Raw genomic sequence first — 13,153 nt, 5'->3', positions numbered from 1 at the left:
CGAACGTGCACGCGGCTATCTTCGACGAGATCGAGACCTGCCTTTTAAGGGCGTCTTGCCGTAAAATAAAAAACCAGTCATTTTTCATATTGCCATCATGATCACTATAAGAACCGCCGAACCTTCCGACGTCGCGCAACTGGCGGCGCTTCTGGAAGAGCTGTTTGCCATCGAAGCCGATTTTGCCTTTGACCGGGACAAGCAGATTCAAGGGCTCAAGCAATTGCTGGCCAGCGAGAAGGACGCTCTTTTCGTCGCCGAGTCGGACCGGCGCGTGGTGGGCATGTGCAGTTTGCAAACCCTGATTTCCACGGCCGAAGGCGGACCGGTGGGGCTGGTAGAGGATCTGATCGTGACAGAGGCGTTCCGTCATCAGGGCATCGGCCAGGAACTGCTGGCCGCGACCGTCGACTGGGCGGAGCGGCGGGGGCTCAAGCGTCTGCAGTTGCTGGCCGATAAAAACAATGGACCGGCTCTGCAATTCTATGCAAAACAGGCCTGGCAACCCACGCAGCTGATTTGTCTGAGAAAGGCCTAGCGCAATACTGGTATAGTTAATGCTCTATCCGGTTTTTTAACTTGCGTTTGAGAACACACCATGAAATCGAAATTGATGTCCTCCATTGTCCTGAGCCTGTTCCTGTTGTTGTCGATTGGCGCGCGTCCGGCGCAGGCGGCTGAGGTGCCGGTTATCGCGGCCGCGTCGGATCTGCAATTCGCGCTCGAGGATATCGCGCGGCGATTCACTCAGGACACCGGGCGCAACGTCAAACTGAGCTTCGGCTCGTCCGGCAACTTTTTCCGCCAGATCAGCCAGGGCGGGCCTTTCGAACTGTTCATGTCCGCTGACGAGCAGTATGCGCTGACCTTGGCCGAGCAGGGGCGGGCTATCGATCAGGGCGTGCTGTACGCGCTGGGACGGCTGGTTTTGTTCGCGCCGGAAGGCTCGCCGCTAGCGCCCGATGCCGACCTGAAGGGCGTAAAAGAAGCGCTGGAAAAAGGCCAGCTCAAGAAATTCGCCATCGCCAATCCCGAGCACGCGCCTTATGGCCGCGCGGCGCAGCAGGTGCTGCAAACGCTGGGCCTGTGGGACGACCTGCGGGCGCATCTGGTGCTGGGTGAAAACGTGTCGCAGGCGGCCCAGTTTGCAGCATCGGGCGCGGCCGAGAGCGGTATTTTCGCCTACGCACTGGCGCTTTCGCCGAAACTGAAAGCGCAGGGGCGCTTCGTGCTGCTGCCCGAAACGTTGCACCAGCCATTGCGCCAGCGCATGGTGCTGCTGAAGCCGGCGGGCGAAACCGCCAAAGCCTTTTATGCCTATCTGCAGCAGCCGGCCGCGCGCACCATTTTTGAGCAGTACGGCTTTATCCTGCCCCAATAACACCGATGGATTGGCAAGCCCTGTTACTATCAGTAAAACTGAGCGCCTATACCGTGCTGTTTTTGCTGCCGACCGGCATCTGGACCGGCCGCCGGCTGGCCTACAGCCAGTTTTACGGCAAGAGCATGGTGCAGGCCTTGCTGGCCATGCCGCTGGTCCTGCCGCCGACCGTGCTGGGCTATTATCTGCTGATGTCGCTGGGCGATGCTTCCTGGGCGGGGCAGCTGCTGAAAAGCCTCATCGGGCACGCGCCGGTCTTCAGCTTTGAAGGACTGGTCATCGCCTCTATCATTTTCAACCTGCCCTTCGCGATCCAGCCCATGCAGCGGGCTTTTGAAGCGATACCGCGCGATGTCAGGGAGGCGGCGTCCTGCTGCGGCATGCGCCCCGCCAAGGTCCTGCTGCGCATCGAGCTGCCGCTGGCCTGGCCCGGTATCGTCTCGGCCATGGTCATGACCTTCGCGCACACGCTGGGCGAGTTCGGCGTGGTGCTGATGGTGGGCGGCAACATCCCGGGCGAGACCAAAACCATCGCCATCGCCATTTACGACCGGGTGCAGGCGTTCGACAACGAGGCCGCGGCGGTCATGTCGGCGTTCCTGCTGTTTTTTTCCATGATCATGATCGCCTTGACCTATCTGATTACCGCCCGTACCCGAACCTTCCATGGCTGACACGCAAGGCCTGCGGGTCCGGCTGACACAGGATCAGCCCATACCGCTCGATATCGACCTGTACTGCCGGCCCGGCGAGGTGCTGGCGCTGGTCGGGCCATCCGGCAGTGGCAAGACCACCGTGCTGCGCGCCATTGCCGGGCTCCATCATCCCGAGCACGGCTCGGTCGGCTGCCAGGACGAAGTCTGGATGGACAGCGCCAGGGATATCTATCTTGACGCGCATCAGCGCAAAGTGGGCCTGGTTTTTCAGCATTACGCGCTGTTTCCGCATTTTACCGCCCTCGGCAATGTGCTGGAGGCGTTGACGCACCTGCCCAAGCCTCAGCGCCATGAACGGGCCCGGGCCTTATTAAGGCGCGTGCATCTGGGTGGGTTGGACGACCGCTATCCGCGTGAGTTGTCCGGCGGCCAGCAGCAGCGCGTCGCCGTCGCCAGGGCGCTGGCCAGGGAGCCCAAAGTGCTGCTGCTCGATGAGCCGTTCTCGGCCGTCGATCAGGTCACGCGGCGGCGTTTATACCGTGAACTCAATGAACTGCGCCGCTCCCTGTCCATGCCCATCGTTCTGGTCACGCACGATCTGGAAGAGGCGACCTTGCTGGCCGACCGCTTATGCCTGCTGCACAGGGGCGTGACCCTGCAGGCCGGGACGCCCCTGGAAGTGGCCGCGCGCCCGGTCAGCGCGCTGGTTTGCCGGCTGATGGACCAGCAGAACCTGTTTACCGGCCAAGTCATGAGCCACGATCCGCAAAACCGGATCACCCGGCTGCGCTGGCGAGGCCTGATCCTGGAAGCGCGTTACCAGCCCGAATACGCCGTGCAACAGCGCGTATGCTGGATGATCCAGTCGGCCAACGTGCTGCTGCACCGGCGCGGCCGCCATTCCAACGGCGACCGCGAGAACCCGCTGTCGGGCACTATCGTCGAATACATGGTGCTGGGCGAGCATGTCAGCGTCCTGGTCCAGGTGGACAGGCAGCTCAGGATCAATCTCGCCATGACCGTGCCCTTGCATGTGGCCAGGCGCAACGCGCTGGCCTATGGCGAGCAAGTGACCGTTTCGCTGCTGGCCGACGGCATTCACCTGATGCCGTTTGAAAAACTGCGCGGGGACAGGGCGGGCGAGGATCTGGTGTGACCAGGCGGTTGCTGGCGACAGTAGAACCAAACTATCTTGTATTTACCTGATCTTGCATCGGTTTGACACCAACTTGCCGAAGGTTCCGGCATAATAGAACCATTGCCGCATTGGACTTTCAGGCCGATACCATGCAAAACATCACCAAAATCCGCCGCCATTTTCTGACGCCGGCGCCTATGCCCTGCTTAAAATAAACTGACAGGATCATGTTGAAGTCAGGAAAAACCGCATTATGGTTGAGCTTGTCGCTGCTGCCGGGCTGCATGGTCGGTCCGGATTACCGGCCGCCGCAAACCGATTTGCCGGCCGCCTGGAGCCAGTCCTTGACCGGCGCTGCAGCAGCCGACACGGCGGATATCAGCAGTTGGTGGCGGACCTTCAATGATCCCGTCCTGTCCGAGCTAATCGAAAAAGCCCAACTCGGCAACCGGGAGCTGCGGCAAGCCGAGGGCAGGGTGCGCGAGGCGCGGGCGCGCCGGCAGCTGGCGCAGGCCAATCTGTGGCCGACTTCCTCGCTCGGCGCCTCGGCCAGCAAAAGCGGCAGCAGCAAGGAAGCCGGCTTCAGAGCGGGGGCGACCGGCATCGGCATGACCTACGAAATGTACAGCTACAGCCTGGGTGCCAGCTGGGAACTGGACCTTTTTGGCAAACAGCGCCGGGCCATCGAGTCCGCCGATGCGTCGGAACAGGCGGCGCGGGAAGATTTGCGCGATGTCCTGGTGAGCCTGTACGCGGAAGCGGCATTGAATTACGTCGATCTGCGCAGTCTGCAGAAGCGCCTGCGCATCACCGAAGCCAATCTGGCCGCGCAAAGCGAAACTTACGACATTGCCCGCTGGCGCCAGATGGCCGGCCTAACCACCCAGCTGGATGTCGACCAGGCCAAATTGGCCATGGAAAACACCCGCGCCGAGCTGCCCAATCTGGGCAGTTCCCTGGCGCAGGCCAAACACAATCTCGCCCTGCTGCTGGGCCTGCAGCCGGCCGCCCTCGACGCGCTGCTGGATCAAACCGCGCCTATCCCCGCGGCAATCGGCGGCATTGCCACCGGCATCCCCGCCGATGTGTTGCGACAGCGGCCCGACGTGCGGCGCGCCGAGCGCCAACTGGCGGCGCAGACCGCTCAGATCGGCGTCGCCCCGTGGCCTTTGCCTTTTCGGCCTCGGTCGGCGTTATCTTCGGCTACATGCCGGCCCGCAAGGCGGCGCGCATGGACCCGATCGAGGCGCTGCGGCATGAATAGTCGTTCAGGTTAGGGTACCTAAGTTGCAATGTAGGTGCGAATTTACTTGTGCCCTTCAGGGTATTCGCACTATTCGCACGCTATGAATACTCTACTAATTTTACTCGTCAGAACAAGACTGACTATAGAGCCGGGAACATGCTATAACAAACATACTTGCCGACGGCGGAATTAAAGCAGAGACATTGAGGTATTGAAGATGTTAACAATCAACAGGTTTTCAGCCATGCTGGCCGTTTCTGTCATGGCGCTTGGCATAGGGCTTGAAGCGCAAGCCCATCCCAGGGACGGGTACTACTTCGGCCGTTATCACCGTCATCCGGGGTTCAGCTTTTATTTTGGCGTGCCGTTATATCCCAGACCGTATTCTTATCCCTATTACTATCCTTATTCCCCTTATTATCCTTATTATCCGCCTGAAATCATCCGGGTTCCGGTCAGTCCGCCGGTCTATATCGAGCGCGCCAAGCCGCAGCCGGCACAGCCGCTTCCGCCAGGGTACTGGTATTATTGCAGCGATCCGGAAGGCTATTACCCTTACGTCAAGGAATGCCCGTCCGGCTGGCGGCAGGTCGATCCGGTGCCGCCGTCGCCCAGATAGCAGGAGAGAGCCATCATGAAATATCAGAAAAGTTTATCAGGACTCATCATCGTGACGGGGCTGGCCGGCTGCGCGTACATGCCGACCGGGCCCAGTGTCATGGTATTGCCCGGCACCGGGATGTCGTTCCAGCAATTTCGCCAGGATGATACGCTTTGCCGGCAATATGCGTATGGGCAGGTGGGCGGCAGAACCGCTAATCAGGCCGCGGTGGACAGCCAGGTCGGCAGCACCATTGTCGGCTCGGCGCTCGGAGCCGCTGCCGGAGCGGCAATAGGCGGCGGCGAGGGCGCGGCAATAGGCGCGGGAACCGGTATGGTAGCCGGCGGTCTGGTAGGGACGGAAGAAGGCCGAAGAGCCGGCTATGCTACCCAGCGAGACTACGATAATGCTTATATCCAGTGTATGTACGCCAACGGGCATCGTGTGCCGGTATCCGGACAATTCATCTACGAAGACCAGGCCACGGAGCCCGGGCCGTCCATCCGGATTCCTCCGCCTCCGGAGGGCACGCCGCCGCCTCCACCCAGCAGATGAAAAAGGAAGCAAGAGGCATGCATTTGCCATGTCTCTTGTTCAGCCGGTTTCAGAATATGGCACCTCAGCAGATTAATGCGTAAGGGACTTGCCCTCTGCGTATCGTATTAATCTAAGGATCTTTATATTCTAAATTTTAAAAGTCGCTTTCGGCCGATAGCGACGGGAAAAGTTATTCAAGCCCCTAAAAATGACATTCCCTTTATGAAAATAATGATTAACTCAATGGTAAAAACACTATCAAGGTTGTCAAGGGTCGGTTGGCTGCTTGTTCTGCTATCCGTAACTCACTTGGTTCAAGCACAGGATGTATCGGATTTGTTAACGAGCGATACTGCGCCCAAGAGTACCTCTGAGCCAGATAAGGTTATCGACGTCGACCATTCAAAACAAAACGATAGAAAAATCGAAAAACGGTTGCGGCAGATTTTTTCAGAAATGGATGATTTAAAAGACGTAAAAGCATCTGTCAGTAATGGTGTAGTCACTTTGCAAGGAATGGTGGATTCCAAAGCAGCGGAAAATAAAGCCGTGGATTTCGCCAAACAAATAGAAAATGTTGTCGAAGTTGAGAATCGGCTAATCGTCAGCCACAGCCTCGAAAAGCGTCTACAAAAAACCATGGTTAAAATGACAGCGCTTGGAGAGCAATTAATCGCCGGACTTCCCTTGTTTTTGCTGGCCTTACTGGTGATTTTCCTATTCTGGATCTTGGGCGGATGGATCTCGAAACGCCAAGGTTTCTTTCGTCACATCAGTATTAACTTTTTCATTTCCGATTTATTGGGCAAACTCACCCATCTGATTTTCATCGTTGTCGGCATTGTCTTCGCCCTCAACTTACTGGATGCAACGGCGCTACTGGGCACCATTCTGGGCGCCGCTGGCATTTTCGGGTTAGCGGTTGGTTTTGCCGTGCGGGATACCGTGGAAAACTTTATTGCCAGTATCTTGCTGAGCATCCGAAATCCGTTTGAAGTTAATGAGTTTGTCGATATTGACGGTCAGCAAGGCAATGTCGCGCGCCTGACCTCGCGCGCCACTATTTTGATTTCGCCGGACGGCAATCATATCCGCATTCCCAACTCGATGGTCTACAAGGCCGTGATCACGAACTTCACCCGCAATCCTGAAAGGCGGTTCCAGTTCGATCTCGGTATAGCGACGGATCAGGATCTTTCTAAAGCCCAAAGCCTGGCACTGGCTACACTTAAAAAAGTTCCGGGCATTCTGAGTGAGCCTAAGCCTCAAGCCATTATCCATGAGTTGGGCGATTCAAATGTAGTCATACGCATTTTTAATTGGGTTAATCAACGGGATTATGATTTATTAAAAGTGCGCAGTGAAGCAATAAAATCGGTGAAAAAAGCCTTTGATGAGGCAAAAATCATTATGCCGAATCCGGTTTACGACCTCAGGCTTTCTCATGAAAAAACCGAACCGGCCATACCAGCAAGCGCCCATGACATTGATCTGCAATCCGATGAAGTTAAAGACATAACAGCTGATCATACTGCCGAAAAACAGGTGGCGAAGGAAAATGTAAAGGACAGCACTGAAAATCTTCTGGGTCCGAATGCGCCTGAGTAAACGGGACCGCTAATTGGCAGGGATCATTTCCTATCCCTGCAGTCGTTTGTGGCCTTCATGTTTATGCTTTAATGCCTTTAGTCAAAGCCCCACATCCTTCAACCAACTTCCTGAATCAATCGCGCGACTAGCCCGACCGGATGCATGACCGCCACCGGCGGCGCTAACTGGCCGGCGCCGGCCGCCAGATGCAGGGCGCAGCCGATGTTGGAGGTGACCAGCAGGTCCGCGCCGCTGATGTGCAGGTGCTCGATTTTTTCGGCGCCGAGAGGACCGGCTATGTGCGGGTGGGTTAGCATGTGCGTGCCGCCGGCGCCGCAGCAGACGGCGTTGTCGGCCAGCGGCGCCAGATCGATGTCCGGGATGCGCGCCAGCAGATCGTAAACGGCCTGCTGATTTTTCAGCTGGTTGCGCTGGCTGCAGGGTTCGTGCACGGCGACGGTTTTGGGATAGGCCTGAAGCGGCGTTTTATCGGGCCAGTGCCGATTGACAAAGTCGGTGATGTCGAACAGCTGGTTATTGAAAAAATCGAGCTCTTCGTCATCGAAATCGTCGATGCTCAATTGTTCGTATTCGCTCAGCATCAGGCCGCAGGCGCTGGCTGTGTAGACGATGGCATCGACATCCAGCGAATTGAACACGCCGATATTGCGCCAGGCCATCCGGGCCGCCGTTTCGGCGTGTCCCCGGTGCTGGTGTATGGCGCCGCAGCAGTTCTGCTGCTCGGGAACGATCACGTCGAAGCCGATCCGGTTCAGCACGCGTATGGCGGCCAGCGCCGTGGCCTTGTCGAAACTTTCGGCGATACAGCCGGTAAACAAGGCCACGCTGCCGCGTCGCTCGGCAGGGGTCAGATAAAACGGCTCCAGCGGCGCGGCATCGATGGCCGGCAGCAGGGATTCATAGGCTTGCAGTTTTAAAGCCGATAACAGCCCGGATTTGCGCAGCAGGGCTTGCAGGCCCGAGCGCTGATAAAAACCGAGCAGCCGGCTGATCACGCGCAGCCGGGGTTTGTGCTCGATCAGCGCCAGCGACAGTTTTTCAAGACGTTCGGTCCAGCGCGCGGGCTTGACCGTGTCGGCGAGCTTTTGCCGGCTCTGGTCCAGCAGTTGTCCGTAAGCCATCTTGCTGGGGCAGACGGTCTCGCAGGCCCGGCACTGCAGGCAGTTGTTCAGGTGCTTCAGGTCTTCATCGGAAGGCACGGCGGACTGGTTGAGGATCTTGTCGATGGTGCGTATGCGGCGGCGCGGCGATTCTTCGTCGATACGGTCGATTCTGAAGGTCGGGCAGTGGCTGACACACTGGCCGCAGCGCATGCAATCGCCAGCCTCGGGAATGTACAAGCCATCCTGCTGATATACGGCGTCAGTGCCGAATCCGTCATCCTCGAAAAATTCCAGCATGTTTACGACTCCATGATGAAGGCATAGGCCCGGCGCAGCAGTTCCATTTCGGTCGGCGACTGGCCTCTTAACTGGGTCAGGGTCCTGAACTGGCAGCCTTTGCTTTCCACCAGTTGATGCGGCGGATCCAGCAGGTCGAAGCGGGCCAGGTAAACGGTAATGATGCCGCCCGGCGTCTCGATCCGTTCGCGGTAGCCGGCCTCGGCTTTCAGCAGCTGGGTCGGCAGATCCAGGGCGGTGCCGACCGCCTGCACGACGGCGGCCGGATGCGTGCTGACCACATCATGCTCCAGTTCTTCCGGTTCCAGTGCCGAAGACAGCAAGGGCAAAGGCGAGGGCGCGCAGACGCAACCGTTGGTATGCTGCACGAATAGGGTCAGGGCGCTGATGGCACCGTTGTAATACAGGATAACGCGGTTGTTTTCGAAAGCTTCGGTCATGATGGCTGCGAGTGGTGGATGTCCCAGAGGTTTTTATAACTGCTGTCCATGCGCGAGAGGCGGGTGGTGATCTGAGAGAGCCGGGTAAACGCGGGATAGCGTCCGGGTCTGCTGGCGCCGTACCATGCCTCCATCGCCTGGGTCAGCTGTTCTTTTTCGGCGTAGCACTGGGCGATCTGGGTTTTCAGCCAGGCCATGCTGTTGACGGGATTCAGTTCCACGATCCGGTAATGGGCGCCGTTCTCGAAAATGCGCACGCCGCCGCCTTCGGCCGCGGTCCGGTAAAGGCTGTCCGTATTCGTCACTTCGATGCCGGCCAGATAGTCGATGCCGAAGTCGTGGAATTCCGGCAGCCACGGCACGGTCGGCCCCATCAATACCGTGACGGCATCGCGAGCCAGTTCGGCCAGGCGCGGAAAGGTCTTGTTGATCAGTGAGCTGGCCGTGATGAAGACCCAGTCGGCATCCGGCAGCAGAAACTCGCAGGCCGGGTCAGGATAATCGCCGTGCATGGCCTGCCGCTCGATAATGTGCAAATCGATTTGTTCGGCATAGCGCTCGATGCCCGGATAACGGCCGATCACCACGACTTTCTTGCCCTGCAGTTGCGGCAGAAAATGTTCGAACACGGCCAGGTTGCCCAGCCCCGGAGCCGGCTGCAGGGTCAGGCCGGCCGGCAGTTCGCGCGCGTTCAGGCTGCAATTGATCGCGGCCATGCCGACAGTGGCTTTGTAGGGTTCCCAGTCGGTAATCCAGCCTGCCAGCTCGGCCAGCGTTTTGCCGGCCAGCGTGCCGGGCCAGGCCAGGGTCCGGGTCGGCAGGCCGGGGCTCATGGCCAGGCCTAAAACGCTATCGCCGTCCCGTTGCGCCTTGCAGGCCGTCCACACCAGGCCGACGGTCAATTCGGTGATGCGCGCGTTGTCGGCGGCATAATCGAGCAGCAGTTCGTAAATTCGATTCGCTTGGGCCATGGGCTTGGCTTATTCCGGCATAGGCAGCAATTTGGCTTCGGCCGTGATCCTGTCCGCGCTGCCCCAGGCCGTGATGCCTTCGACGAACCATTTAGGTTTGGTCGGATGCGGCCTGACCACATCGTATTCGGCATAAAAGGTGCCGTCGCTGTTGAATTGCAGGCTGCCGATACGCTGCTGGCGCTGGTCGTGCCAATAACCGGCCAGGTTATGGTCGCCGGTGAACGGGTCCTTGATCAGCTCAAAGCGCGCCTGATCGAAATACGGGTAGTGCTCGATGCTGCCGGCCGTGAAACCGAGCCGGTCGATTTCATCGCCGATCCGATCGCATATCGAGGCGCCCAGCTCGCGTTTTATCCGGATGTGCTCGTCCAGTTCCATCGCTTACGCCTCCAGGCCGGCGGCCAGGTCCATGACCACCGAGCCGCCGGACAGGTCCTTCGGGTCCAATTGTTGCAATTGCGACAAAATAAGCTGGCCTTCAACCAGAAGGCCCTGGCGCAATTTGATGAACGCCAGCGCCTTAAGTGTGTACAGGTAAAACAGCGAAATTTCGTTCGCGTACAGATTCCATTTTTTCGGCTCCCTGGCCAGCCTGCGATAATCACTGGGAAAGCCGCCCTGCCTGGCCGATTCCTCAAGTCCCGACAGGGCGATGCGTTCAGCTTCAGGCAGGCGCTTCTGGTAGAAGTAAAACTTGTACAGGGCGAAATACGTTTGCAGGCAATGCCGGTCCATGGTCTGCGCCCGGATGAACAGCGTTTCCGCGCGTTTCTGGTCGACCGAACTGGCTATGACTGCCGATTGCAGCAATTGATTGACCTCGGGCGGCATGTTCGGACTGAAGGTGATGCGTTCCCCCACGTCCATGGCTACCAGACCTCGGCGGGCGCAATCAGGTTGGTGACAGGCTCGCCGCCCAGCAGATGCTGATCGATGATGGTTTTGACATCGGCCGGTTTGACTCTGCCGTACATGACGCCTTCGGGGTAAACCAATACGCTCGGTCCCATCATACAGGGGCCCATGCAGCCGGTGTTGGTCAGCGCGATCTTTTCGAACAGGTTGCGGTTTTGTATCTCGTTCATGAATTCGTTCATGACTTCCGCGCAGCCGCTGCTGGCGCAGGAACCGCGAGGATGGCCCTGAGGCCGGTTTTGGGTACAGACGAATACGTGTTTATCGGGTCTGGGCATGGTGGATTCCTTTTTGTCGTTAATGTGTCGCTGCGCGACAGTTTGTCTAATCGGGTTTTATGAAAAACATCCTTGTTTTTTCGCCTTAACAGGCGATTTTGTCCTGCGCTCCTTAGCTCTTGCCCCTTTCCTCGTTCCCGCGCACCCTGAAGGGCATAAGTGAGAATGCCTACCGGACCTAGCATACGACGTGCCGCTCTCAAGGCTCGGTATCGGTTCCCACGGAGGAGAGGCTGTGAAAGTATTAGTGAAAAACGTCATAAAAAGCCTTATTCACCACGAAGATCACGAAGGACACGAAGAAAAAATCAAGTTAATCAATATCTTAAAACTTCGTGCTCTTCGTGTCCTTCGTGGTTAAATCCTTTAAATTGAATACTTTCACAGTCTCAGGACCGTGGGAACCAGGAATTCGCACCTACAGGTTCCAAAGGGACGCGGTGCGTACACTACACAATTGGCGTCAGGCCGCTTTTTTGTGGTCGTGGGTAAAGCAGCTCTTCGGGCAGACTTTCGAGCAGGCTTCGCAGCCAATGCAGTCATTGGCGTCTTTAATGCTCATGACCATGGTGATTTCGTCCTCGTCCTCATCGCCATAAGCGTCGTCGAAATCATCGGCATCGAGCACGTCGGCTTTTTCCACCAGATCAAAGACATCGCGCGGGCAGACTTTAAAGCAGCGGCCGCAGCCGATGCAGGTCGTCTGGTCGATGTCGTTAACATAAGACGGAGTCCATTCCGCGCCACCAAAAGTTACGCCGGTTACAAATTCTGACATGCTTGATCACCCCCGGTCAGGCCGCATCGGTTTGCGCGGCGTTAAGTTTTTGGTTGGCCTCATCCCAGGCCTTACAGGCGTCGTAAGTGGCCTGGGCTATGCCCATCAGCTCCTGATAGGCATCCGGCAGGCGGTCTTCGATCAGGTCATGCAGTTCCATGGCCTGTTCGCTGGCCAGCCGTTTGGTCTTCTTGACCTCTTTTTCCAGTTTTCTCAGTTCTTCGGGACTCACGGCAACACCTCCTAATCAGTCGCGGCAGCGCGGTATTTTTCGATTAATTCCAAGGCCTTGTCGATGGTCTTGTCACTTTGCTCGCACATCGCCTCCAGGCTCGGAAAGCCCCAGCGATGCACGTCGCGTAGGATTTTATCGACCACGATCAGCTTGCCTATCATGATGAATGCCCGGCCGAAGCCTTCATGGCTCAGATTGACCACGGGCACGGCCATGAGGCCGCTTTTCTGCTCGATCAGCGTCGCCAGCGAGTTGTAATAGGCCTTGATGCGCGCGACGGTGATGCCGTCCGGATCACCGACAACGGGAATGTCGCGCTTGCGCTCCTTGGTCAGTACGATAGGGTCGATGATTTTCGCATTCGACCAGCCGTCGTAGGTGTCGTAGGTATCAATGGCGCGCAGTTGTTTGATCAGATCCTTAACAAGCTCGGAATCCAGGTTTACGTCGTCCTCTTGGACGACCAGTTCAGCAGTGGTCATGGTGTACTCCGTTAATTGAAATTAAACGTGATGAAGAGAATGGTTTACTCATCCCAGCCCTCGCTTTCCATCTGGTCGAAACGATTAGGATCGGGGCCTTTGTGTTTGTTGATCGCCTTGGCCAGCCAACTTGAAGGGCCTGCCTTTAATTCATTCTGCAGATCGGCGATCAGATCCTTGATCTTGCTGCCTTCATGCACCTTGACTGGCTGTATGCCGTTGCTCATCAATTGGTTGACGGCCGACGCGCCGATGGCCTGGCAATATACCGCCGCGCAGCCGTCCAAAAGTTGAATCTTTACCGACAACTTGTCCTCGTTGCCGTCTTGGGCCAGTTCGCCGAATTGCGCCGCTTCCATGAGTTCCGAGTTTTCCATGTCGACGGCGTAAACCGCAAACGATCTGGCGGAGCCGAAATGCTGGTTGACGTTTTCCATGTCGGTAGTGGCAAAAGCTATTTTCAATGCGGTATCCATAAATC

At 57.5% G+C, this 13,153-nt stretch carries 18 protein-coding genes; 8 read left to right on the top strand and 10 right to left on the bottom strand.

Translation table 11 applies throughout. The features are described 5' to 3' along the window. The first annotated feature begins 97 nt into the window (after positions 1-97). The 8 genes from EK22_RS22510 (at position 98) to EK22_RS22475 (ending at position 7,167) form a co-directional block, all read left to right on the top strand. A complete protein-coding gene (locus tag EK22_RS22510) occupies positions 98-538 on the top strand; it encodes a GNAT family N-acetyltransferase (protein WP_020159873.1) in 441 nt (146 codons plus the stop codon). A 60-nt stretch (positions 539-598) separates the two neighbouring features. Beyond that, positions 599-1,381: a molybdate ABC transporter substrate-binding protein gene (modA, locus tag EK22_RS22505; protein WP_020159874.1), complete on the top strand. Its 783-nt coding sequence runs from the start codon at positions 599-601 to the stop codon at positions 1,379-1,381. Between the two features lie 5 nt (positions 1,382-1,386). After that, the gene (gene modB, locus EK22_RS22500) at positions 1,387-2,055 is read left to right on the top strand and encodes a molybdate ABC transporter permease subunit (protein ID WP_020159875.1); all 669 of its coding nucleotides are present in this window, start codon (positions 1,387-1,389) and stop codon (positions 2,053-2,055) included. After that, entirely contained in the window at positions 2,048-3,193 is a 1,146-nt protein-coding gene (locus EK22_RS22495; protein WP_020159876.1) for an ABC transporter ATP-binding protein, read from the top strand. Before modB ends, EK22_RS22495 begins: the two co-directional genes overlap by 8 nt. Before the next feature lie 209 nt (positions 3,194-3,402). Further along, complete coding sequence (locus tag EK22_RS22490) at positions 3,403-4,452, top strand: efflux transporter outer membrane subunit (RefSeq protein WP_152565201.1); 1,050 nt, start codon at positions 3,403-3,405, stop codon at positions 4,450-4,452. Between the two features lie 186 nt (positions 4,453-4,638). Further along, entirely contained in the window at positions 4,639-5,040 is a 402-nt protein-coding gene (locus EK22_RS22485) for a hypothetical protein (protein WP_235209478.1), read from the top strand. A 15-nt stretch (positions 5,041-5,055) separates the two neighbouring features. Next, positions 5,056-5,577, top strand: coding sequence for a YMGG-like glycine zipper-containing protein (locus EK22_RS22480; RefSeq protein ID WP_036254634.1), 522 nt, complete (start codon positions 5,056-5,058; stop codon positions 5,575-5,577). A 225-nt stretch (positions 5,578-5,802) separates the two neighbouring features. Next, a complete protein-coding gene (locus EK22_RS22475; protein ID WP_036254691.1) occupies positions 5,803-7,167 on the top strand; it encodes a mechanosensitive ion channel family protein in 1,365 nt (454 codons plus the stop codon). 98 nt (positions 7,168-7,265) lie between these two features. Here the strand turns inward: EK22_RS22475 and EK22_RS22470 are convergent, their stop codons facing one another. From EK22_RS22470 to nifX, 10 genes are all read right to left on the bottom strand, one after another. Next, a complete protein-coding gene (locus EK22_RS22470) occupies positions 7,266-8,570 on the bottom strand; it encodes a (Fe-S)-binding protein (protein WP_036254629.1) in 1,305 nt (434 codons plus the stop codon). Positions 8,571-8,572: 2 nt separating this feature from the next. Next, the gene (locus tag EK22_RS22465; protein ID WP_036254627.1) at positions 8,573-9,010 is read right to left on the bottom strand and encodes a hypothetical protein; all 438 of its coding nucleotides are present in this window, start codon (positions 9,008-9,010) and stop codon (positions 8,573-8,575) included. Then, positions 9,007-9,981, bottom strand: a complete 975-nt coding sequence (locus tag EK22_RS22460; RefSeq protein ID WP_036254626.1) for a DUF364 domain-containing protein — start codon at positions 9,979-9,981, stop codon at positions 9,007-9,009. Before EK22_RS22460 ends, EK22_RS22465 begins: the two co-directional genes overlap by 4 nt. A 9-nt stretch (positions 9,982-9,990) precedes the next feature. Next, complete coding sequence (locus EK22_RS22455; protein WP_036254623.1) at positions 9,991-10,362, bottom strand: hypothetical protein; 372 nt, start codon at positions 10,360-10,362, stop codon at positions 9,991-9,993. Positions 10,363-10,365: 3 nt separating this feature from the next. Beyond that, positions 10,366-10,851, bottom strand: coding sequence for a hypothetical protein (locus EK22_RS22450; protein WP_036254621.1), 486 nt, complete (start codon positions 10,849-10,851; stop codon positions 10,366-10,368). A 2-nt stretch (positions 10,852-10,853) separates the two neighbouring features. Next, the gene (locus EK22_RS22445) at positions 10,854-11,177 is read right to left on the bottom strand and encodes a (2Fe-2S) ferredoxin domain-containing protein (protein ID WP_036254618.1); all 324 of its coding nucleotides are present in this window, start codon (positions 11,175-11,177) and stop codon (positions 10,854-10,856) included. Positions 11,178-11,640: 463 nt separating this feature from the next. Continuing rightward, positions 11,641-11,955, bottom strand: coding sequence for a ferredoxin III, nif-specific (fdxB, locus tag EK22_RS22440; protein ID WP_020159889.1), 315 nt, complete (start codon positions 11,953-11,955; stop codon positions 11,641-11,643). Between the two features lie 16 nt (positions 11,956-11,971). After that, positions 11,972-12,187: a CCE_0567 family metalloprotein gene (locus EK22_RS22435; RefSeq protein WP_020159890.1), complete on the bottom strand. Its 216-nt coding sequence runs from the start codon at positions 12,185-12,187 to the stop codon at positions 11,972-11,974. A gap of 11 nt (positions 12,188-12,198) precedes the next feature. Next, on the bottom strand, positions 12,199-12,672 hold the full coding sequence (locus EK22_RS22430) for a NifX-associated nitrogen fixation protein (RefSeq protein ID WP_020159891.1): 474 nt from the start codon (positions 12,670-12,672) through the stop codon (positions 12,199-12,201). A gap of 44 nt (positions 12,673-12,716) precedes the next feature. Continuing rightward, positions 12,717-13,148 carry a nitrogen fixation protein NifX gene (nifX, locus tag EK22_RS22425; protein WP_020159892.1) on the bottom strand — a complete coding sequence of 144 codons (432 nt, stop codon included), beginning with the start codon at positions 13,146-13,148 and terminating at the stop codon, positions 12,717-12,719. Positions 13,149-13,153 lie beyond the last annotated feature (5 nt).

This window comes from Methylobacter sp. BBA5.1, from assembly GCF_000746145.1.
GTDB lineage: Bacteria > Pseudomonadota > Gammaproteobacteria > Methylococcales > Methylomonadaceae > Methylobacter > Methylobacter marinus.
The sequence above is the reverse complement of the archived record's forward strand: the minus strand, read 5'-3'. Positions and strand labels throughout refer to the sequence as shown.